Here is a 20224-nt window from a genome sequence, read left to right as displayed (position 1 = left end):
CCCCCACGCCGCGTCGGTGTTACTGGCCCAGTCCCGCGGTGCTGCCGCCCGTCGGGTCGAACCGCTGGCCGAAGGCGCTGTGCGGATCGTCGTCACCCGATTCGTCGCCGTCCGCGCTGTCTCCAGCCGGAAGCGCCGGCGGCACCGTGCCCTGCTCGCGAGGGGTCCAGGACATCGTGATGTTCACGCCGTCCTCTGTGTCCTCCACGAAGAGGTGGAGGTCTTCACCGATCAGCGCTTCGTGGTGCACGGGGTCGCCGGCTTCCCGCGCCATGTCCGCGAGCCGGCAGATGGCAACCGCCATGGCGCGCCCCCAATCATGCGGGTGCTTGCTCGTCGACTCCTCGGTGGCGGTGAATTTCCTGTCGGTCGTCGCCATCGTCCTACCTCCCGTTGGGGAACCAAGTACCCTTTCCTTCCGGGTGACAGCCACTGTAGCAGTGCGTTCCGTAGGGCAGCACGTGGTATCCGGTTAACAATAAGCATCGATACGCCCCGGCCGCAGGACGCAGAAGAACGTAGCGCGAGGGCCGCCGTCAGTTGCTCCCGACGCTGAGCAGCCGCCACTCGTCGCGCCGGGCGTTGAAGCGGATCCTGAAGTGCAGGACGGGGGAGGCTGGCCCGGTCTGGGCGGTGAACAGCCAGGCGGGCGGCGTAGCGGTCCGGGCACGGGCTACGGGTTCGGGGACGGGGTCCCCGACGACCTGCCAGATGGAGCCGTGCCACCGCAACGCGAGGGGGCGAGCCGCCGACGTGAAGCGGACCGCCGCCGGCTCGTCGAGTGCCCGCGGTGCATCGTCGCCTGCGCCAACCGCCTGTGCTGCCATGCCCGGTGTCCTTCTGTCCGTCTCCTGCGTACCGACCAAGAATAGAACATGTATTCGATGATCGGGATGCGTGGTGTTCCTCCGCGGAACCTGCTGTTCCGGGGCGGAATGTCACGGGGGGCTTCATTGTTGTGCGACACGAGGCTCAACGGTGCGCCGTCGAACACGTACGGATCAAGCACAGGAGCACGCATGACACTCGGTTCTGCCATCACCACCCGCAGCGCGGATACCCGCGTTCCCATCCTTCCCGAGCTGGCCGAGCGCTGGAGCCCGCGGTCCTTCGACCCGCAGGCCACCGTCTCGGAGGACCAGCTGGATGCGCTGCTCGAAGCGGCGCGCTGGGCGCCGTCGGCGAGCAACAACCAGCCCCGCCGTTTCATCGTCGCCCGCCGCGGGACCTCAGCCTTCGACACGATCGTCTCGGCCCTCGTGGGCTTCAACGCCGCCTGGGCGCACAACGCCTCGGCCCTGATCGTGGGAATCGCCGAGACGTCCTCCGTCGAGGGCGACGTGCGCCCCTACGCGGAGTACGACCTCGGGCAGGCAGTGGCGCACCTGAGCGTGCAGGCGGAGGCGGAGGGCCTCGTGACGCACCAGATGGCAGGGGTCGAGTGGGACAGGATCGTCGCCGCGTTCGACCTGCCCGACAACATGAAGCCCATGACCATCACGGCGGTGGGCACGGTCGACGAGGCGGACAAGCTCCCCGAAGCCCTGGCCGAGCGCGAGACCGCACCCCGCAGGCGTCTTCCGCTGGAGGAGCTGGTGCTCGTCCGCAGCTAGGGTTGCACCTGACCGTGCAGGGCCGACCTCGCCGCCTGCCCGATGACCGCGCTGTACGTGGGGTAGGCGAACTTCACGCGGGCGAGCGTCGCGAGGTCGGTGCCGGCCGCCATGGCGGAAGCCACGGCGGTGATGACCTCGACGGCGTTCTCGCCGACGGCGTGGGCGCCGAGGATCAGCTCGCGGCGCCGGTCGACGACCAGCTTGAGGAAGCCCTGCTCGCGATCGTCGATGATGGGCCGTTCGACGGCGGCGTACGGGACCGTGACGGCGTGGCACTCCGCGTCCCGTTCCCTCGCCTTCGCCTCGGTGAGCCCCACTCCCGCGTAGTCCGGGTCGGTGAAGCCACCCTCGGGCAGGAGGTGGTGCGGCGTGGTGCGCGTGGCACCCAGCACGGCGTTCTCGGCTGCGGTCTCGCCCTCGAAGACGGCCGCCTGGACCAGCATGCTGCTGCCGTTGGCGTCGCCGGCCACGAAGATGTGCGGGACGTTGGAGCGCAGGTACTCGTCCACCGGGATGAAGGAGCGCGCGGCCTGCACCCCGGCCGCGTCGAGGCCGAGCCCTGCGAGGTTCGCCGGCCACCCGGCCGCCATGAGAACCGCGTCCACCCGCCGGGACTGCGGCTCGCCGTCGCGCCGCCAGGCGAGGCTGAGGCCGTCCGCCTCCTTCCGGATGCTGTCGATCCCGCCGATCCCGGTCTCCACCCGGATCCCCTTGCCCCTGAAGCTCGCGGTGACGGTCGCCGCGACGTCCTCGTCCTCCGTCATCAGGATCCGGGGTGCAAGGTCGAGCAGGAGGACGTCCGAGCCCATCGCATCGAAGATGGTGGTCAGCTGCGCGCCGGTGTGCCCGCCGCCGATGATGGCCACCGAGCCTGGCAGGCTCTCCAGCGTCAGCACTTCGTGGGGCAGCACGGCGTGCTCGGCCCCGTCGATCGGCAGGCGCCGGCCGCTGCCGCCGATGCAGAGGATGATCGACGCGGCCGTGACCTCCCGCCCGCCCACGGAGACGCTGTGCGCCCCGGTGAGTTCGGCGTCGCCCTCGATCAGTTCGATGCCCAGGCGCTCCATGGTGGGCCCGTACCCTTTGGCCTCGAGGACCCGCGCGACGGTGGAGCGCACCCGCTGCACCGTCCGGTCCCAGTCGACACTGGGCTCGGCCACCACGATTCCGTAGTCGTAGGCCGTGCGGACCTCGCGGAACAGGCGGGCGGTCTTGGCGAGCACGCGCGTGGGGACACAGCCCGAGTTCACGCAGGTGCCGCCGAGTGCCGAACGCTCGACGACGGCGGTGCGGGCTCCGAGTTCCGCCGCACGGGTGGCGGCTGCCATGCCCGCCGGGCCACCACCGATGACGAGGACGTCGAACAGGTAGTCCATGAGAAGCTCCTTCAGTCCGTCCGGGTGTCTCCTGCCATCCTCCCCGCCCACGGCAGGACCCACAACGCCGGCGTCGCAAGCCCTCGCGGAACTCCCGCTCCCGCCCCATTTCGTCCTAGGGTGGTTCGGTCAGCGAATCAGTAGGACGACCCCGTCCGGCTGGACAGCGGTGACGCGCGGGCCCTGGGACCGGTAGCGCCCCGCTCGTTGCCACCGATCCTCCAGGAGGAACCCATGAAGACCGTCAACGCCTATGCCGCCCCGTCCGCAACGGATCCGCTCGTATCGACCACCATCGAGCGCCGCGACGTCGGACCGAAGGACGTGCTGATCAGGATCGCGTACGCGGGGATCTGCCACTCCGACATCCACACCGTGCGGGGCGAGTGGGGACCCCAGCAGTACCCCCTCACCGTCGGTCATGAGATCGTCGGCGTCGTCGAGGAGGCCGGTAGCGAGGTCACCCTGCACGCGGTCGGAGACCGTGTGGGTGTCGGCTGCATGGTGGATTCCTGCCGCACCTGCGCGAACTGCCGGCAGGGGGAGGAGCAGTACTGCCTGAACGGCAACACCGGGACCTATGCCGGAGTGGACCGCGACGGCTCGATCACCCAGGGCGGCTACTCCACCCACATCGTGGTCGTCGAGGACTTCGTGCTGTCGGTCCCCGAGAGCATCCCCTACGAGGCCGCCGCGCCCCTCCTGTGCGCGGGTGTCACAACCTACTCGCCGCTCGCGCACTGGAACGCGGGACCGGGAAAGAAGGTCGCCGTCGTGGGACTCGGCGGACTCGGGCACATGGCCGTCAAGATCGCGCACGCCATGGGCGCCGAGGTCACCGTCCTGTCCCAGACCCTCAGCAAGGAGGACGACGGCAAGCGCTTCGGGGCCGAGTACTACTACGCCACGAGCGACCCCGACACCTTCAAGCAGCTCGCGAACACCTTCGACCTCATCATCAACACCGTGAGCGCGAAGATCGACCTCGACGCCTACCTCTCGCTCCTCGGCCTGGACGGGACCATGGTCAACGTGGGGGCTCCGGCGGACGCCCTTCCCCTGCACGTGTTCACGCTGTTCAACCAGCGGCGCTCCTTCGCGGGATCCGGCATCGGCAGCATCCGGGAGACCCAGGAGATGCTGGACTTCTGTGCCGAGCACGGCATCGCGCCCGAGATCGAGCTCATTCCGGCCGATGCCATCAACGAGGCCTACGAGCGGGTGCTCGCCTCCGACGTGCGCTACCGCTTCGTGATCGACGCGGCCACCCTCGCCTGAGCGCACTCATTGGGCGCGGCGGCGGCGTGTGCTCCCCCGCGGGGGAGCACACGCAGGAAGGTACCAGCCAGTAAGCTGAGCGGCGGTGGCCAATTCCGGCCCCGCGCCGCCGGTTCCGGTCAGACCGCGGCAGGATTCTTCTGAACGGGTAAGGGCATGGGCGTGGGGCGGATGCAGGCGGTCGCGGGAAGACTGGCAGCGTTGTCCCCGGCGACCCTCCACATCCTGTTCGCCCTGATGCTCGCCATGGCCGCCGTCTTCGGACGCCACAGCACCCTCGAGTCCTCGGGCCTCGCCCTCGTGTGGCCCGCGGCGGGCATCAATTTCCTCTGGGGGTTGTGGGCCTCCAGGTCGCGGCGCGACCTCACCCTTGCACTGACCGCGACCGTTCCCGTCCTTGCCGCGGTCAACCTCTCGACCGGCCTCAGTGTCACCCTTGCCCTGGCCGTGGCGCTGGGGAGTGTGGCGCAGACCGCCGTCGCCGCCTACTTCTTCCGTCGGCTGGTCCCTGCCCTGCGCGTGCAGAGTGTGGGGGAGTACCTCCGTCTGGGTGTCATAGCCCTCGGCGCCTGTTCGGTCGGCGCGCTGTTCATCGTCGTCGGCATCGCCCTGGAGGGCTCGGTGGAGCCGTTCTCCGCCTTCGTTCCGTGGCTGGTACGCCACGCGGTGTCCCTGACCGCGATCGGCTCCCTCGGGATCGTGGCGGCTTCGAGCATCAGAAGCCGCGCGACGGGCGGTCCCCGCCCGCCCCTCACCGTCGCGCAACGTGGCGAGTACGCACTCCTGGTCCTGGCCTCCGTGATCCTCTACGTCGCCACGTTCGGGGCGAGCGCCACCCTGCCCATCGCCTACACGACCATCCCCGCCCACATGTGGGCAGGTCTCCGGCTCCGGTCCGGATGGGCCATGCTGCACGGCCTCGTGTGCGGCGCGTTCCTGGTCTTCTTCACCCTTGCGGGTCGCGGTCCCTTCCAGGACCTCGATGCCGACGTCTCCGCCTACGTGGCGCAGTCCTTCATGTTCATCGCGTTCTCGCTGTCCGCCGTCCTGGCGCTCAGCATGGACGAGCGGCGCCGCCTCATCGACCGCCTCTACAGTGCCAACGAGGAGGCGCGGGCCGCGGCGGACCTCCGCGACCTCGTGATCGGCAGGATGAACGATGGCGTCCTCGTCGCGGGACCGGACAAGCGGCTGATCTTCCAGAACGCGGCGAGCGAACGCTGGCTGGGCCCGGGGACCGCCCGCCCCGGTGAGGTGTGGCGGCGGGACTACGAGGCCACAACCCCCGGCGGAGGGCAGATCGACGAGGCCGACAATCCCCTGCTTCTCGCACTGGACGGGACGGTGACGGAGCGGATGGACATCGACCTCACGCACTGTTCCGGAGAGGTACTGCACCTGTCCGTCGACGCGATGCCCCTGCCCGGTGAGCGTGGCGCGGTCGTGGTGATGCGCAACGTCACCGAAGAGCGCGCGTACCAGCGCGACCTCGGGCGCTTCGCGTCCGTCGTGGCGCACGACCTCCTGACGCCGCTCACGGTCTTCGACGGGTGGCTCGAGATGCTCGAGGATCCGGACCTGCCGCCGGCCGAGCGGCAGGCCAGCATCGAGCGCCTGCAGCAGGCGAGCGTCCGCATGCGCAATCTCATCCGCAACCTCCTGGCCTACAGCCTCGCCAAGGAGGAGAAGCTCACGGCCTCCCGCGTCGACGTGGCCCGCGTGGTCGAGGGCATCTTCGACCTGCGGGCGGTGCTCCCGGGCACGCAGCTTCCCGCTGTCCGGTTCGACGTCGATGCGACGCGCCCCGTCTACGCCGACGAGCGCCTCTTCCTGCAGCTCATGGAGAACCTCGTGGGCAATGCCATGAAGTACGGGCGGACCGACGGCACGGGACGGGTCAGTGTGGCGACGTCGGCCGACCCGGCCACCGGCAGGACCCTCGTCCAGGTGCGCGACAACGGCATTGGTATCCCCGAGGGCGATCTCGATCGCGTTTTCGAGGAGTTCCACCGCTCGGAGAACGGGCTCGGCCAGGCCACGGGGACGGGCCTCGGCCTTGCCATCTGCCGCCGCATCGCCGAGAGCCACGGCGGCTGGATCAGGGTCCGCAACGTGGAGGAGGGCGGCGCCGAATTCACTGTCAGCCTGCCGGGGTCGCCGGATCAGCTACCCGAGGGCATCCCACTGGTCGACGCGGACGACGCCCCCCGGGTCCCGGCGCCGTAGGCTGCGCTCCGCCGTCGGAGGCTTCCCGGCTGCCGCGGCGTCAGGTCGCGTCCGGGGCCCGGCGCGGGTACATCTTGGGAGAGCCGGCGTGGCCCCTGCCGCTGCGTATCCCGGCCAGGATCTCGGCCATCGCCTCACGCGAGGAATGCTGTGCCTCCCACCCCAGCTGCGTCCTGGCCCTGGTGGTGTCCAGGACGGGGCTCTGTGCCGCCAGGTCGATCCAGCCCGGGTCGGTGCGCTGGATGTGGAGCCTCCAACTCGCGCCGACGATCCACCGCAGCAGGCGTGTCGGTAGTCCGATCACTCGGCGCGCGCCGAGCAGGTCGGCGAGGCGCTCCGGTGTCAGTTCGGGCTCGGCGGCGATGTTGAACGCTCCGGACGCGCGCCGCGCCACCACCCGCCAGTAGGCCTCCGCGATGTCCGCGGCGTGGACGGCCTGGAAGATGAAGCTCGACGGGATCGGCAGGAGGGGCAGGGGCAGGCCGCCGAGCAGGATCTTCGGGACGAGCGGCCCCAGGAAGTAGCGGCCCACCTCGCTGCCCGCGGGGTCCTGGAAGATCAGTGAGGGGCGCAGGCGTGCCACGCGGATCTCGGGGTGGTCCCGCTCGAAGCCATCCAGCAGGCGTTCCTGCTCGGCTTTCTGGCGACTGTACTGGGAAGACTGCACACCGTCGGTCGGCCAGGACTCGTCCCTGCGGGTGTCCTTGTCCGAGGGGGAATAGGCGGCGACGGAGGACGCACACACGAAATGACGCACGCCGGCGGTGCCGGCGGCGTGGAGCGCGTTGGCCGTACCGGTGACGTTGGTACGGCGCATGGCGGCCTCGTCCCGGTTCGGTTGGATAGCCCAGGCGAGGTGTATTACGGCGTCCACCCCCGCGAGCGCGAGCGTCAGGGCATCCCGGCCCTCGTCCGTCCCGACGTCGATGGCGTGCCAGTCCACGCCGTCGTAGGGTTCCTGCGCGGTATCCGGGATGGTACGGGCGATCGCGGTGAGCGAGATGCCGCCCGCGTCCTCCGCCGTGTCGTAGCCGGACCGCTGGATCGCCTCCCGGTCGCGGGCTGCCCGCTGGAGGCGGGAGAGGACCGCCGTGCCCACGTTTCCGGTGGCGCCGATGACTGCGATGCGCATGCTGTACTCCTGGCGGGCGGTTGCGGGAGATGGGGTGTGTGCTGATCCGAACTGGACTACTAAGTAAGCTTATGGTGCAGTGGAAGGAAACGTACAGCCGTCGATGGCGGCTGACATCGATGTCAGGGCCTGACCGGGAGGAATCCGTGAGCAGTAACAGCAGGGTAAGCAGCGACCCGCAGAGTGAGGCGGGCAAGAAGGCGCAGGCCGCGCCCGACCCCAATGATCCCCGCAAGCCCGACGATCCGGGTGACGTCGCGAAGCCGGCCTGGAAATACATCTTCAAGCGGTCGCTCAACGAGTTCGGCAAGGACCAGTGCACCGACCTGGCCGCCGCGCTGACCTACTATGCGGTGCTCGCGATATTCCCGGGCATCCTCGCCCTGCTGTCCCTCCTCGGTCTGTTCGGTCAGGCCCAGAACACGACGAACCAAGTCCTGGAGATCGTCGGCCAGTTCGCCCCGGCCGACGCCGTGAAGACGATCAAGCCGACGATCGAGGGCCTCGCCTCCAACCAGGCGGCCGGGCTGACCTTCGTGATCGGCCTCCTGGGTGCCATCTGGTCGGCCTCGGGGTATGTCAACGCCTTCTCCCGCGCCATGAACCGGGTGTACGAGGTGGAGGAGGGCCGTGGCTTCTTCAAGCTCCGCCCGCAGATGCTCCTCATCACCGTCGTCGTGCTCGTGCTGATCGTGATCATGGGCCTCATGCTCGTCCTGTCGGGTCCGGTTGCCGAAGCGGTGGGGAACACCATCGGCCTCGGTGGAACCGCACTCACCATCTGGAACATCGCCAAGTGGCCCGTCATCGTGTTCTTCGCCGTGCTCATGATCGCCGTGCTGTACTACGGTGCACCGAACATCAAGCAGCCCAAGTTCCGCTGGATGAGCCTGGGCGGTTTCATCGCCCTGCTCGTCCTCGCGATCACCACGGCGGCGTTCTCTCTCTACGTCGCGAATTTCGGCAACTACGACAAGACGTACGGCGCCATCGCCGGCGTGATCGTCCTGCTCCTCTGGATCTGGCTGGCGAACCTGTCGCTCCTGTTCGGTGTCGAGTTCGACGCCGAGACGGAACGCGGCCGTGAACTTCAGGCAGGCCTCGAGGCCGAGGACAGCATCCAGCTGCCGCCCCGCGACAGCAAGGCCGCCGAAAAGAAGCACGAGAAGCACCGCAAGCTCGTCAACGCGGGACGCGAGCTGCGCGAGAAGTACGGTCGCGAGGCCGCCGGACGGTAGGCGACCCTCGACGCACAGGAGGCCCGGACGTGTCAACGGCCGGGCCTCCTGCATGTCCGCCGTCCTAGACTGGCGGTATGTCCGACACCCAGCAGGCTGACACGTCCGAGCACAGCACCAAAGGGTCCTACGTGACCTCCGGGGAGGAGTTCACCCGCGACACCCAGTACATCGAGACGAGGATCACGCGCGACGGCGCCGACGGCTACCCGGTTGAGGCCGGGCGCTACCGCCTCATCGCCGCCCGGGCCTGCCCCTGGGCCAACCGCGCCATCATCGTCCGGCGGCTCCTCGGACTCGAGGACGCCATCTCCCTCGGCACGCCGGGGCCCACGCACGACAGCCGCTCCTGGACCTTCGACCTCGACCCGGACGGCCGCGACCCTGTGCTCGGCATCGAGCGGCTGCAGGAGGCGTTCTTCAAGCGCGATCCCGGCTACTCGCGCGGCATCACGGTCCCGGCGATCGTGGACACCACCACGGGTGCGGTGGTGACCAACAACTTCCCGCAGATCACGCTCGACTTCTCCAGCGAGTGGAAGGACTTCCACCGCGAGGGCGCGCCGGACCTGTACCCGGAGGAGCTCCGCGGGGAGATCGACACCGTCAACAGGCGGGTGTTCACCGAGGTGAACAACGGCGTGTACCGCTGCGGTTTCGCGGGCTCCCAGAAGGCCTACGACGCCGCCTACGACCGGCTGTTCACGGCCCTGGACTGGCTCGAGGGCCGCCTGTCCACGCAGCGGTTCTTCGTCGGGGACACCATCACGGAGGCCGACGTCCGACTGTTCACGACACTGGTCCGCTTCGATCCCGTCTACCACGGCCACTTCAAGTGCAACCGGAACAAGCTCACTGAGATGCCCGCGCTCTGGGGGTACGCCCGGGACCTGTTCCAGACCCCGGGGTTCGGTGACACGATCGACTTCGAGCAGATCAAGAAGCACTACTACATCGTCCACGAGGACATCAATCCGACCGGGATCGTGCCCAAGGGCCCGGACCTGGCGGGGTGGACCACGGCGCACGGCCGGGAGTCCCTCGGCGGACGGCCCTTCGGGGACGGGACGCCGCCCGCCGGCGCGTAGGGCTGCCGCGGCATTCGCGGCGGCCCTGCCGCGGGGCATTAGGGAACAAACTCGTTTCTTAATGGCACGGAGCATAGGCTAGCCTTACTTCAGACCGATCGTCCGTCTGAGGGAGGCTCCATGGCAGTCCAGGCCTCCTCCCTGCGCCCCGCGCCCGCCGGGGATTCCCGCCCCGCCGTCCGCCGGTCCTCAACGCGGCGGGCCCTGGTGAAACTCCTTCTCGCGGCGGTGGTCCTCCTCGCATGCTGCCTCGCCTCGCTCACCATCGGGGCCCGTTCCGTGGGCCTTCCCACGATGATCGACGCCGTCACCGCCTTCGATCCCGCCAACGGCGACCAGGCCGTCGTGCTCTCCCGCGTCCCCCGGACCGTCGTCGGGCTGCTCGTCGGCGCAGCGCTGGCGACCGCCGGCGCCGCCCTGCAGGGCATCGCCCGGAACCCGCTCGCGGACCCCGGCATCCTCGGGCTCAACGCCGGGGCCTCGCTCGCGGTCGTCGTCGGCATCTACCTCTTCGGGCTCAGCAGTGCCTCCGGCTACATCTGGTTCGCCTTCGCCGGCGCGGGCGCCGCGGCGCTCGCCGTCTACGCCGTGGCGAGCCTAGGCCGTGAGGGCGCGACGCCGGTGAAGCTCGCCCTCGCCGGCGCCGCACTGGCGGCGGGACTCGCGAGCCTCACGAACGCCGTCCTCGTCTCGAGCCAGGAGACCCTGGATGCCTTCCGCTTCTGGCAGGTCGGCACGCTGTCCGGGCGGGGGTGGGACGTCATCGCCGCCGTGGCCCCGTTCCTCCTCGGAGGACTCGTGCTGACCCTCGGAACGGGCAAGGTCCTCAACAGTCTGGCGCTGGGCGACGACGTCGCGCGCGGACTCGGCCAGAACGTGCACCTGGCGCGTGGCGTCACAGCACTGGGCGTCGTGGTCCTGTGCGGCGCGGCAACGGCCGCTGCCGGACCGGTCGCCTTCGTGGGCCTCGTGATCCCGCATATGGTGCGGCTCGCGGTCGGGGCGGACTACCGCTGGATCCTGCCGTTCTCCGCACTTCTCGGACCCGTCCTGCTGCTGGGGGCCGACATCCTCGGCCGGGTCATCCTGCCGCCGGGCGAGGTGCAGGTGGGCATCATGACGGCCGTGGTCGGCGCCCCCTTCTTCATCTGGCTCGTGCGCTGGCGAAGGATGGCGCAGCTGTGAGTACCTCGCTCCACCGCAGCCCCGGTTCCCCGTTCACTCCTCCGGCCGCCCCGGCCGCCCCGGCCGCCCGGCTCGCGCTCGTCCGCGCGCGCCGCCGACGGAGCAACGGTGTCCGCGTCGGTGCCGCCGCGGGCGTCGTCGTCGTGCTGTTCGCCGTCACCGTCCTGCTCGGCTCCTACACTGTGACCATCCCCGACTTCTTCCGGATCCTCGGCGGCGCCGACATCCCCGGGGCCAGCTTCATCGTCCTCGAGAACAAGCTGCCCCGCGCCGTGACCGGCGTCCTGGTGGGCCTGGCCTTCGGCGTCGCCGGCGCGGTCTTCCAGACGATGCTGCGGAACCCGCTGGCGAGTCCGGACATCATCGGCATCAGCTACGGGGCGAGCGCCTCCGCCGTCACGGCCATCGTCCTCTTCGGGGCCGCGGGCGCCGCGGTGTCACTCTCGGCGCTCACCGGCGCGCTGGTGGTCGCCGCGGCGATCTACCTCATCGCACGCCGCGGGGGAGTGGCCGGCTACCGGCTCATCCTCGTCGGCATCGGGTGCGCGGCGCTGATGCACGCGCTGGTGAGTTTCCTGATCACCCGCACCGATCTCCGCACGGCGACCGAAGCGCTGCTCTGGCTCACCGGCTCGCTCAATGCGAGCAACTGGGACCGCGCCACCGTGCTGGCTGCCGCCCTGGCGTTCCTCCTGCCCGCCACGGCCGTCCTCTCGCGCAGCCTGCAGGGCCTGGAGCTGGGCGACGACGCCGCAGCCGGTCTCGGGGTACGCGTCGAGGCGTCGCGGCTGGGACTGATGTCCACCGCCGTCGCCCTCGCGGCGGTCGCCACCGCCGCGGCCGGGCCGATCGCCTCCGTCGCCTTTCTGTCCGGGCCGATCGCACGCCGGCTGCTCGGCAACCGACCGTCGCTGACGATGGCGGCCCTCGTGGGTGCCGTCATCGTCCTCGCGGCGGACTTCGTCGCCGCGAACCTCGTTCCCGGGACGTCGCTGCCCGTCGGCGTCGTCACCGGCGCGCTCGGGGCGCCGTTCCTGCTGTGGCTGCTCGCCACGGCGAACCGATCAGGCCAGGGAGGCTGACAATGGCTCCGCGCCAGGACCCCGGAGCGGCGGCACTGTCCGCCGAGGACCTCACGCTCGCCTACGACGAGCGCACCGTCGTCGACGCCCTCTCCGTCGACCTGCCGCCCGGACGGGTCACGGTGATCGTCGGCGCGAACGCGTGCGGCAAGTCGACGCTGCTGCGCGGGCTCGCACGGCTGCTCAAGCCGGCCGGGGGCACCGTGGTGCTCAACGGGTCGGACATCCAGGAGCAGCCCACGAAGGCCGTCGCACGCGTCCTCGGGCTTCTCCCGCAGACCCCGGTCGCTCCGGACGGCATCAGCGTCGCCGACCTCGTGGGTCGGGGCCGGTACCCCCACCAGGGCTGGTTCCGCCAGTGGACGCCCGAGGACGACGACGCCGTGGCGAGCGCCCTCGAGGCCACGGGCACGCTCGCCCTCGCCGACCGTACGGTGGACGAGCTGAGCGGCGGGCAGCGCCAGCGCGTGTGGATCGCCATGGCCCTCGCCCAGCAGACGGGGATCCTGCTCCTCGACGAGCCCACCACCTTCCTCGACGTCACGCACCAGATCGAGGTCCTCGACCTGATCACCGACCTCAACCGGCGTTCGGGCACCACCGTCGTCATGGTGCTGCACGATCTCAACCTGGCCGCGCGCTACGCCGACCACCTGATCGCCATGCGGGACGGCCGGATCGTGGCCGAGGGGCCGCCGGCCGCCGTCGTCACCCAGGAGACGGTGTCCGGCGTGTTCGACCTGGAGTGCCGGGTCGTCGAGGATCCCGTGTCCGGCACACCCATGGTGGTTCCCATCGGCAGGTACCACGGCCCGTCGCCCGTCCGTGCCCGGACGTCCCCCGCCGGCGAGCAGGCCCGGTGCTACCGACCCAATCCCCAGGACACCGTTCCGGCCCCCGTGGAGGCAGCATCATGACCGAGATGACCCGGCGCAGCGCGCGGCGTACCGCCGCCGACACCGAACCGATGGTGCTGGCGTTCGACGTCGTCGTCACGGCCGTGCAGGACCTCGGTGCCACCTTCCGGCGCATCACCTTCGGCGGTGCGTGCCTCGAGGCGTTCGGGGTGGCCGGGGACAGCCTCGACCTCCGGATCAAGGTCATCATCCCGTCGGCCGGCCGGCCGTGCCCCGATATCGCAGGCCTCATGGAGCGCGGGAACGCATCGAACTGGTACCAGCTGTGGCTCGGCATGGAGGCGGAGGAGCGCGGGTTCATGCGCACCTACACCGTGCGCACCGCGCGCCGGCGGGGCCCGCGGACGGAGATCGACGTCGACTTCGTCCTGCACCTCGACGACGACGGTCGCGGCGGCCCGGCGTCGGAGTGGGCCGCGGCTGCCCGGCCCGGCGACCGGGTCTGCATGATCGGCCCCAACGCGTCAGCGGCGCAGTGCAGGACGGCGGGTGCGTACGGAGGCATCGAGTGGAGCCCCGGCCTCGCCCAGCACGTCCTCCTCGCCGGGGACGAGACGGCAGTACCGGCCATCAGCGCCATCCTCGAGGCACTCCCCGAGGACATCAGCGGCTCCGCGTTCCTCGAGGTCCCGGACCTGCAGGACGTCCAGCCGATCGCGACGCGGTCGGCGGTGACCGTCACCTGGCTGGCCCGGGCGGGGAAGCCGCACGGCGAATTGCTGGAGGCAGCCGTGCGGGACGCGGTGCGCGTGCCGGGATGGGTGTCGCTCTCGGGCCCGGATGTCCAGGGGGGAAGCGAGCCCGAGGATGTCGATGTCGACGGGACCATCCTCTGGGAGACCCCGCAGCTGCTCGACGCGGCCGTCGTGCAGTCGACGGTCAATCCCGGGCGCCCCTCCGGCACGCAGCCCTTCTACGCGTGGATCGCCGGTGAGGCTGCCGTCGTGCGCGGGCTGCGGCGCTACCTGGTGCGGGACGTGGGCGTGGACCGGAAGCAGGTCGCGTTCATGGGCTACTGGCGCAAGGGGCGCGCGGAACTGGCCTGATCCAGCCGTCGAACCGTTCCGGACCGCTTCCTGCACCACGTCGGGTATCGGGCGACCTTTATCACATTTATCCCCAGATGCGATAACGAAATTGTAACTTCGTGCGCTCTGACCTACTGTTTTAAGCAGTCAAAGCTGGATTCCAGATCCAGGTCCGTACGCCTAACCCTGTCAGCGGACCGCCTGAACACACTGTGACAGGGGTGGAGGACCCACGTTCCGGCGGCTTGAACCGCCTCGGGGTGAAGCCCTTCCATGCTAGTCCGGCCCCGCCTGCGGCATTCCCGCGGTGGAGGGCCGCGCAGAGGGGCCGAGTCAACTCTTGCTCGAATCCGACAGCTAACTTCGCCGGCGTTCCAGAGAGGTAAGCAGTTGCTCCATACCGTTCTGCCCGAGCGCCATCGCGCCTCCGACGATCGCGCCCTTCAGTGGGTTTCGCAGCCGACGCGCCGCGACCTCCGGCACGAAAGAGCCGGAGGTACGACGGCGTTCGCGCGACTGCGCGGAAACGCCGCTACGGCCGGCCTCTTCATTGCCTCGGCGGGACTGCTGCTGGGTGCCGTCGCACCCTCGGCAACGACGGCGGCCACCCCTGCAGCAGGCATGCAGGCCGTCACGGCTGCTGCGGAAGCGCCGGTGACCTTCACCCTCGAGGGTGCCGGTCGGGCGGTGGAGGGTGTCGCCCCGGCCATCGCGAGTGCCCGGGCCCTCTCCGCCGAACTCACTCCCGCGCTCCAGGACCGCAAGGCCTTCGGGGCTCCGGTGGACAACCCGGTCGTTGCCTCCACCTTCGGCTACCGCGTCAACCCCGTGAGTGGGGCCTCGGACGAACTCCACGAGGGCCTGGACTTCGCCGGCGCCTGCGGGACGCCGGTCAAGGCAGCGGATGCCGGCACCGTCGTCGACTCCGGCTGGCATGCCTACGGCGGGGGCCAGCGCATCGTGGTCGACCACGGCGACGGCCTGAAGACCACCTACAACCACCTGAGCGCCCTCGACGTGCCGGCCGGCACCACGGTGAAGCGCGGGGAAGCCCTCGGGGCGGTCGGCAGCACCGGGAACTCCACCGGCTGCCACCTCCACTTCGAGGTGATGGTCGACGACAAGAAGGTCGACCCGAAGCCCTGGCTGTAGCCGGCCGATCCTCCCCTGCTAGGGCAGCGGCTCACTGACGACGGCGGGGTCCTTGTACCCCAGCGGCATCCGCAGGCGCAGCGAATCCGGCTTCACCTCGAACGCCATGTGCGTGGCCTTGCCGAGGGGATCGCCGTCGAGCTGCACCTCCAGCGGTTCGTGCAGCGTGACCTCGGCCGTGCGGCACTGGAAGTACTCCAGGGATGGGTCCTTGCCCTTGCCGCGGGTGAACAGCTTCCCGGCGACGGCGAGCCAGCCGAACTTCCCCCGGGGTGCCAGGGTCATGAGGTCCATCAGGCCGTCGTCGATCTTCGCGCCCGGGAAGATCTCGAGGCCGCCCATGATCTTGCCGCAGTTGCCGCCCATCACGCTGCGCAAGCGGCGCTCGAAGGACCTGCCGCCGTCCACCGAGATGGTGGTGCGCGCCGGCCTGCCCGGCAGGTTGCGGATCCCGGCGTCGACGTAGGCCAGCCAGCCCACCTTGTCCTTCAGGTCGTCGCGCGTGTCCGACATGATGGCGGCGTCGTACCCGATGCCGGCCATGACCAGGAACACGTGCGCGTCCTGCGCCCGGTCCACCGTCACGTGCACCACGTCGATGGTGCGCTCGGTCCCGCGGAAAGCGGCCTCGACGGCGGCATCCGGATCGTCGATGGCGATGTCGAGGTTGCGGGCCAGCAGGTTGCCGGTGCCCAGCGGGACGAGGGCCATCATGGTGCCGGTCCCCGCGAGTTCCTCGGCCACGCAGCGCACCGTGCCGTCCCCGCCTGCCGCGATCACGAGGTCCACTCCGGCGTCGAGGGCCTCGCGTGCCTGGCCGTGCCCGGGGTCGTCCGCGGTGGTCTCGATGACCAGGGGCTCCTCCCAGCCGTCCTCGGCGGAGATGCGCTGGACAGCGCCCTGCACGTCGACGGTGGTGACCTTGATGGGATTGATGATGAGCGCGGCACGTCGGCCGCGCGATCCGGTGTCCGGAGCCGTGTCCGGAGTCGCGTCCGGAGTCGCGTCGGGGGATGCGTCGGGCATGATGTCCTTCGTGCGGGTGTCAACGGATGGCTCCGTCGAGCTTATCCCGGGGGCCGTCGGTGCCGAGGGTAATCTTTGACGGTGACCTTTCCCCAGCGTTATGTGGCCCTTGGCGATTCCTTCACCGAAGGGGTGGGTGACTGGGACCCGGGGTCCCCCAACGGTGTCCGTGGCTGGGCCGACCGGGTGGCCGAGCAGCTCATCCTGGCCGACGAGTCCTGGGGCTACGCGAACCTCGCCATCCGCGGCAAGAAGATGCGCCAGATCCTCGACGAGCAGGTCGACGCGGCTTTGGCGCTCGAGCCGACGCTCGTCACCCTCTACGCCGGCGCCAACGACATCCTGCGCCCCCGGGTGGACATCGACCGGCTGATGTCCTCCTACGACGACGGCATCGGCAGGCTCCGCGACGCGGGAGCCGACGTCGTGCTCTTCACCGGCTTCGATACCTCGGGGTCGGCCGTCTTCGGCAAGACCCGCGGGCGCACCGCGGTGTACAACGAGTGGGTGCGTGAGATCGCGGACAGGCGCGAGGCCACGATCGTCGACTACTGGCGCCTGCGCGAGTTCCAGGACTGGAGGTACTGGGACGTCGACCGGATGCACATGTCCACGGCGGGACACACGCTCATGGCCGCCCGGGTCCTAGAGGCCATGAAGGCCTCGCATGCCATCGACCTGCCGGAGCTCGATGCGCGCCCGGCCCTTCGGCGGATGGAGCAGCTGCGGGCGGATGCGCAGTGGGCGCGCGAATACGTCACGCCGTGGGTCGGCAGGCGCCTGCGCGGAGTCTCCTCCGGAGATGCCCTGACCGCGAAGTACCCCGTCCCGGTCCACCCGCACCGGGCATCCACCCGGGCCTGAGGGCCTGCGCGAGTACGGTCCCCGCCCCAGCCGCAACCCGGCGAGGGGGCCGGAGGCCCTCTACGGGGCAGGGGAGGGCGTGTGCCAGAATGAGCGGATGGCGGCGCAATGGCTCACACCCGACGAGCGGCGGGCATGGCTGGCTCTCTACGCGCTGACGGCCCTGCTCCCGGCATCCCTCGACGCCCAGCTGTTCCGTGAGGCCCGGATCACCCTGTTCGACTACCACGTGCTGGCGATGCTCTCCGAGTCGGAAGGGACGCGCCTGCCCATGAGCGAACTCGCCGCCCGCTCGGCGGCGTCGCTCTCACGCCTGAGCCACGTGGTGAAGAAGCTGGAGGCCCGGGGCTGGGTCACGAGGCTGCCCTCCGACTCCGATGGGCGCGTGACCACGGCCTCGCTCACCCCTGCAGGGCTCGAGACGCTCACCGAACTCGCCGTGTCCCACGTCGCGCAGGTCCGCTCCACGGTGTTCGACGCCCTGGACGGACAGGACGTCGCGGACCTGGAGAGGGTGGGCCGCAAGATCCTCCGGGGTATGGACGGCGCCCACTGGATCCTGTCCGACGGCGAAGCGGCGGCCGAGGCCGCCGTTCTGGGTCCCGCGTCCCCCTCCCTCCACGGGGGACCGGCCTCCGATCATGAGGCACTCACCACCGGGCAGTGACCCGGCAGGACAAGGACGGCAGATGGACCAGCGCGCACAGTTCGGGCACCAGCCCCGCATCCTCGCGATCGTGCTGGCGGGTGGAGCGGGAGGGCGCCTCGGCGCCCTGACCCACCACCGGGCCAAACCGGCCATGCCCCTGGCCGGCAGCTTCCGGCTGATCGACGTCTCCCTGTCGAACCTGCACCACAGCGGGATCTCCGATGTCTGGGTCATGGAGCAGTACCAGCCCAAGACCATCAACGACCACCTCCGCAACGGCCGGCCCTGGGACCTCGACCGTACGCGCGGCGGGCTGCTGGTGCTGCCTCCCTTCAGCGGCCACGAGGGGGAGGGATTCGCCGAGGGGAACGCCGACGGCCTGCTCCGCCAGGCCGCCTTCATCCGCGACTTCGCGCCGGATCTGGTCCTGGTGCTGAGCTCCGACCACCTGTACCGCCTGGACTACCGCGACGTCGTCGACACCCATCTCCGTACGGGGGCGGCCCTGACCATGGTCACGGTCGATTTCGACGGCGACGCCTCCAACCACGGCGTCGTCGCGGTGGACGACGACGGCAGGGTGACAGGTTTCGCCTACAAGCCCGAGGAGCCGCAGACGAGGATCGTCGCGGCGGAGGTCTTCCTCTACACGGCAGCGACGCTCCTCGATGCGCTCGGACACCTGCAGGACGACCGGGACGGGCTCGGGGACTACGGTCACCACCTCGTGCCGCACCTCGTCGAGCGGGGATCCGTCGTCGAGCACAGGCTCGAGGGGTACTGGCGGGACCTCGGCACGCCGGCAAACTACCTGCGGGCCCACCTCGACCTGGTGGACGGCAAGGGCCTGGACCTCGCGGACCCGGACTGGCCCATCCTCACGGAGCCCCCGCAGGTGGTTCCGGCCTTCCTCGGGGAGGGCGCCGTCGTGGCCGATTCCCTCCTGGCCCCCGGCGCGGCGGTGTACGGGACCGTCCGCAGGAGCGTGATCGGCTCCGGGGCCACGGTCGAGGCCGGCGCCGTCGTCGAGGACTCCGTCCTGCTGAACCGGGTCCGGGTGAGGGAGGGCGCGCACGTGAGGAACGCGATCATCGACTCGGGTGCCGACGTCTCCGGGCAGCGCGTGGGCGCCGGACCGGACGCTCCCGCCGTCGTCGACCGGGACGGGCGGCGCACTGACTGACCCGGTTTGGTCGAGCCGGATCCTGTCGGTAGTATGGTAGGGCGTTTGGCTGTGGCCGATGCCGACCCGTTCCAGGACGGGCCGGGATTTGCCCAGCTACCCGTGACTACCTAGAATTTAAGGCTGTGCCGGCCGCAAGGCCGCGCCCGCCTAATCTTCACCGTCTTCCCCGCGGCGAGGCGCTTCGGCAGGTTCTCACCCTGCCAGGTCAACCTCCGGAAAGCTGCAGTAATAACGGTGTCATTACTGGTGGCGGGACGCTCAACAAGTGATTCCGTCACGTTCATCTAATCTGGAGGAGAGTTATGGCAGCCCACTGCCAAGTGACCGGAGCCGAGCCCGGCTTTGGACACAGCATTTCGCACTCGCACCGCCGCAACAAGCGCCGGTTCGACCCCAACATTCAGAAGAAGCGCTACTACGTGCCTTCCCTGCGCCGCAACGTGACGCTGCAGGTCTCCGCCCGCGGCATCAAGACGATTGACGTCCGCGGCATCGACGCTGTCGTGGCGTCCATCCTCGCGAGGGGAGTGAAGCTCTAATGGCAAAGGACAAGGACGTACGTCCGATCATCAAGCTGAAGTCCACCGCTGGTACGGGCTACACCTACGTGACGCGCAAGAACCGTCGTAACGATCCGGACCGCATGGTCCTGATGAAGTACGACCCGAAGATCCGCAAGCACGTCGAATTCCGAGAGGAGCGCTAAACATGGCCAAGAAGTCAAAGATTGCTCGTAACGAGCAGCGCAAGGTCATCGTCGAGCGCTACGCGGCCAAGCGCCTCGAGCTCAAGAAGACTCTCGTCGACGAGAACGCCACCGATGAAGCACGCGAAGCAGCACGCCTCGGCCTGCAGAAGCTTCCCCGCAACGCCTCGCCGGTACGCCTGCGCAACCGCGACCAGATCGATGGCCGCCCCCGTGGCACCATCCAGAAGTTCGGTATCTCGCGTATCCGCTTCCGCGACATGGCGCACAAGGGCGAACTGCCCGGCGTGACCAAGTCGAGCTGGTAGCAGCCCCCGGGACACTCCCGTCCCACAGCACTCCCCACCGCCTCGCGCGGTGAGCAGAGAAGCCGGCAACCCTCGGGTTGCCGGCTTCTTCGTTCTCTCCGCCGGAACGCGCCCTGCAATTCCCGGGCACTGCCTGCCGTGTGCCCCGGATTCCGTGGCGTGCCTCT

21 protein-coding genes and 1 riboswitch are annotated in these 20224 nt (G+C 69.8%); of the genes, 16 read left to right on the top strand and 5 right to left on the bottom strand.

Going from position 1 to position 20224, the window contains the following annotated elements; genetic code table 11:
* Positions 1–19: 19 nt before the first annotated feature.
* The gene (locus tag ACX80I_RS11760; RefSeq protein WP_459345307.1) at positions 20–379 is read right to left on the bottom strand and encodes a hypothetical protein; all 360 of its coding nucleotides are present in this window, start codon (positions 377–379) and stop codon (positions 20–22) included.
* Between the two features lie 157 nt (positions 380–536).
* Positions 537–827, bottom strand: coding sequence for a hypothetical protein (locus ACX80I_RS11755; RefSeq protein WP_459345306.1), 291 nt, complete (start codon positions 825–827; stop codon positions 537–539).
* Positions 828–1019: 192 nt separating this feature from the next.
* Between ACX80I_RS11755 and ACX80I_RS11750 the strand changes: the two genes are divergently transcribed.
* On the top strand, positions 1020–1613 hold the full coding sequence (locus tag ACX80I_RS11750; RefSeq protein ID WP_459345305.1) for a nitroreductase family protein: 594 nt from the start codon (positions 1020–1022) through the stop codon (positions 1611–1613).
* On the opposite strand, the gene ACX80I_RS11745 is transcribed toward ACX80I_RS11750, so the two are convergent.
* Positions 1610–2992, bottom strand: coding sequence for a dihydrolipoyl dehydrogenase family protein (locus ACX80I_RS11745; protein WP_459345304.1), 1383 nt, complete (start codon positions 2990–2992; stop codon positions 1610–1612). The genes ACX80I_RS11750 and ACX80I_RS11745 overlap by 4 nt on opposite strands.
* Before the next feature lie 234 nt (positions 2993–3226).
* On the opposite strand from ACX80I_RS11745, the gene ACX80I_RS11740 reads away from it, so the two are divergent.
* Positions 3227–4270 carry an NAD(P)-dependent alcohol dehydrogenase gene (locus ACX80I_RS11740; RefSeq protein WP_459345303.1) on the top strand — a complete coding sequence of 348 codons (1044 nt, stop codon included), beginning with the start codon at positions 3227–3229 and terminating at the stop codon, positions 4268–4270.
* 201 nt (positions 4271–4471) lie between these two features.
* The gene (locus tag ACX80I_RS11735) at positions 4472–6496 is read left to right on the top strand and encodes a sensor histidine kinase (RefSeq protein ID WP_459345302.1); all 2025 of its coding nucleotides are present in this window, start codon (positions 4472–4474) and stop codon (positions 6494–6496) included.
* Positions 6497–6536: 40 nt separating this feature from the next.
* On the opposite strand, the gene ACX80I_RS11730 is transcribed toward ACX80I_RS11735, so the two are convergent.
* A complete protein-coding gene (locus ACX80I_RS11730; RefSeq protein ID WP_459345301.1) occupies positions 6537–7628 on the bottom strand; it encodes an NAD-dependent epimerase/dehydratase family protein in 1092 nt (363 codons plus the stop codon).
* A gap of 119 nt (positions 7629–7747) precedes the next feature.
* On the opposite strand from ACX80I_RS11730, the gene ACX80I_RS11725 reads away from it, so the two are divergent.
* From ACX80I_RS11725 to ACX80I_RS11695, 7 genes are all read left to right on the top strand, one after another.
* Positions 7748–8866, top strand: a complete 1119-nt coding sequence (locus ACX80I_RS11725; protein WP_459345300.1) for a YihY/virulence factor BrkB family protein — start codon at positions 7748–7750, stop codon at positions 8864–8866.
* A 77-nt stretch (positions 8867–8943) separates the two neighbouring features.
* The gene (locus tag ACX80I_RS11720) at positions 8944–9954 is read left to right on the top strand and encodes a glutathione S-transferase family protein (RefSeq protein ID WP_459345299.1); all 1011 of its coding nucleotides are present in this window, start codon (positions 8944–8946) and stop codon (positions 9952–9954) included.
* A gap of 120 nt (positions 9955–10074) precedes the next feature.
* Positions 10075–11139 carry a FecCD family ABC transporter permease gene (locus tag ACX80I_RS11715; protein ID WP_459345298.1) on the top strand — a complete coding sequence of 355 codons (1065 nt, stop codon included), beginning with the start codon at positions 10075–10077 and terminating at the stop codon, positions 11137–11139.
* A 143-nt stretch (positions 11140–11282) separates the two neighbouring features.
* Positions 11283–12221: a FecCD family ABC transporter permease gene (locus ACX80I_RS11710; protein ID WP_459345430.1), complete on the top strand. Its 939-nt coding sequence runs from the start codon at positions 11283–11285 to the stop codon at positions 12219–12221.
* Between the two features lie 2 nt (positions 12222–12223).
* Positions 12224–13138 carry an ABC transporter ATP-binding protein gene (locus ACX80I_RS11705; RefSeq protein WP_459345297.1) on the top strand — a complete coding sequence of 305 codons (915 nt, stop codon included), beginning with the start codon at positions 12224–12226 and terminating at the stop codon, positions 13136–13138.
* Positions 13135–14184, top strand: coding sequence for a siderophore-interacting protein (locus ACX80I_RS11700; protein ID WP_459345296.1), 1050 nt, complete (start codon positions 13135–13137; stop codon positions 14182–14184). The genes ACX80I_RS11705 and ACX80I_RS11700 overlap by 4 nt, the downstream gene beginning before the upstream one ends.
* A gap of 170 nt (positions 14185–14354) precedes the next feature.
* Positions 14355–14553, top strand: a riboswitch (cyclic di-AMP (ydaO/yuaA leader).
* Between the two features lie 3 nt (positions 14554–14556).
* Positions 14557–15318, top strand: a complete 762-nt coding sequence (locus ACX80I_RS11695) for a M23 family metallopeptidase (protein ID WP_459345295.1) — start codon at positions 14557–14559, stop codon at positions 15316–15318.
* An 18-nt stretch (positions 15319–15336) separates the two neighbouring features.
* Here the strand turns inward: ACX80I_RS11695 and ACX80I_RS11690 are convergent, their stop codons facing one another.
* Entirely contained in the window at positions 15337–16344 is a 1008-nt protein-coding gene (locus ACX80I_RS11690) for a diacylglycerol/lipid kinase family protein (protein WP_459345294.1), read from the bottom strand.
* Between the two features lie 81 nt (positions 16345–16425).
* On the opposite strand from ACX80I_RS11690, the gene ACX80I_RS11685 reads away from it, so the two are divergent.
* The 6 genes from ACX80I_RS11685 (at position 16426) to rpsN (ending at position 20057) form a co-directional block, all read left to right on the top strand.
* On the top strand, positions 16426–17208 hold the full coding sequence (locus tag ACX80I_RS11685; protein ID WP_459345293.1) for an SGNH/GDSL hydrolase family protein: 783 nt from the start codon (positions 16426–16428) through the stop codon (positions 17206–17208).
* Between the two features lie 97 nt (positions 17209–17305).
* Positions 17306–17875 carry a MarR family winged helix-turn-helix transcriptional regulator gene (locus ACX80I_RS11680; RefSeq protein WP_459345292.1) on the top strand — a complete coding sequence of 190 codons (570 nt, stop codon included), beginning with the start codon at positions 17306–17308 and terminating at the stop codon, positions 17873–17875.
* A gap of 22 nt (positions 17876–17897) precedes the next feature.
* Positions 17898–19040 (top strand): glucose-1-phosphate adenylyltransferase family protein, encoded by a 1143-nt coding sequence (locus tag ACX80I_RS11675; RefSeq protein ID WP_459345291.1) that lies wholly within the window; start codon positions 17898–17900, stop codon positions 19038–19040.
* Between the two features lie 305 nt (positions 19041–19345).
* Positions 19346–19582, top strand: a complete 237-nt coding sequence (rpmB, locus tag ACX80I_RS11670) for a 50S ribosomal protein L28 (RefSeq protein WP_043441573.1) — start codon at positions 19346–19348, stop codon at positions 19580–19582.
* Positions 19582–19749: a 50S ribosomal protein L33 gene (rpmG, locus tag ACX80I_RS11665; RefSeq protein WP_019481734.1), complete on the top strand. Its 168-nt coding sequence runs from the start codon at positions 19582–19584 to the stop codon at positions 19747–19749. Before rpmB ends, rpmG begins: the two co-directional genes overlap by 1 nt.
* Positions 19750–19751: 2 nt before the next feature.
* A complete protein-coding gene (rpsN, locus tag ACX80I_RS11660; protein WP_087074136.1) occupies positions 19752–20057 on the top strand; it encodes a 30S ribosomal protein S14 in 306 nt (101 codons plus the stop codon).
* Positions 20058–20224 lie beyond the last annotated feature (167 nt).

It is taken from the genome of Arthrobacter rhamnosi (assembly GCF_054510855.1).
Note: the sequence above shows the minus strand (reverse complement) of the source record. Positions and strands in the feature narration are given on the sequence as shown.

Excerpts from the sequence above, each read along its gene's own strand:
- ACX80I_RS11760 (WP_459345307.1), bottom strand. The coding sequence starts at position 379 with ATGGCGACGACCGACAGGAAATTCACCGCCACCGAGGAGTCGACGAGC.
- ACX80I_RS11755 (WP_459345306.1), bottom strand. The coding sequence starts at position 827 with ATGGCAGCACAGGCGGTTGGCGCAGGCGACGATGCACCGCGGGCACTC.
- ACX80I_RS11750 (WP_459345305.1), top strand. The coding sequence starts at position 1,020 with ATGACACTCGGTTCTGCCATCACCACCCGCAGCGCGGATACCCGCGTT.
- ACX80I_RS11745 (WP_459345304.1), bottom strand. The coding sequence starts at position 2,992 with ATGGACTACCTGTTCGACGTCCTCGTCATCGGTGGTGGCCCGGCGGGC.
- ACX80I_RS11740 (WP_459345303.1), top strand. The coding sequence starts at position 3,227 with ATGAAGACCGTCAACGCCTATGCCGCCCCGTCCGCAACGGATCCGCTC.
- ACX80I_RS11730 (WP_459345301.1), bottom strand. The coding sequence starts at position 7,628 with ATGCGCATCGCAGTCATCGGCGCCACCGGAAACGTGGGCACGGCGGTC.
- ACX80I_RS11725 (WP_459345300.1), top strand. The coding sequence starts at position 7,748 with ATGTCAGGGCCTGACCGGGAGGAATCCGTGAGCAGTAACAGCAGGGTA.
- ACX80I_RS11720 (WP_459345299.1), top strand. The coding sequence starts at position 8,944 with ATGTCCGACACCCAGCAGGCTGACACGTCCGAGCACAGCACCAAAGGG.
- ACX80I_RS11715 (WP_459345298.1), top strand. The coding sequence starts at position 10,075 with ATGGCAGTCCAGGCCTCCTCCCTGCGCCCCGCGCCCGCCGGGGATTCC.
- ACX80I_RS11705 (WP_459345297.1), top strand. The coding sequence starts at position 12,224 with ATGGCTCCGCGCCAGGACCCCGGAGCGGCGGCACTGTCCGCCGAGGAC.
- ACX80I_RS11700 (WP_459345296.1), top strand. The coding sequence starts at position 13,135 with ATGACCGAGATGACCCGGCGCAGCGCGCGGCGTACCGCCGCCGACACC.
- ACX80I_RS11690 (WP_459345294.1), bottom strand. The coding sequence starts at position 16,344 with ATGCCCGACGCATCCCCCGACGCGACTCCGGACGCGACTCCGGACACG.
- ACX80I_RS11680 (WP_459345292.1), top strand. The coding sequence starts at position 17,306 with ATGGCGGCGCAATGGCTCACACCCGACGAGCGGCGGGCATGGCTGGCT.
- ACX80I_RS11675 (WP_459345291.1), top strand. The coding sequence starts at position 17,898 with ATGGACCAGCGCGCACAGTTCGGGCACCAGCCCCGCATCCTCGCGATC.
- rpmB (WP_043441573.1), top strand. The coding sequence starts at position 19,346 with ATGGCAGCCCACTGCCAAGTGACCGGAGCCGAGCCCGGCTTTGGACAC.
- rpmG (WP_019481734.1), top strand. The coding sequence starts at position 19,582 with ATGGCAAAGGACAAGGACGTACGTCCGATCATCAAGCTGAAGTCCACC.
- rpsN (WP_087074136.1), top strand. The coding sequence starts at position 19,752 with ATGGCCAAGAAGTCAAAGATTGCTCGTAACGAGCAGCGCAAGGTCATC.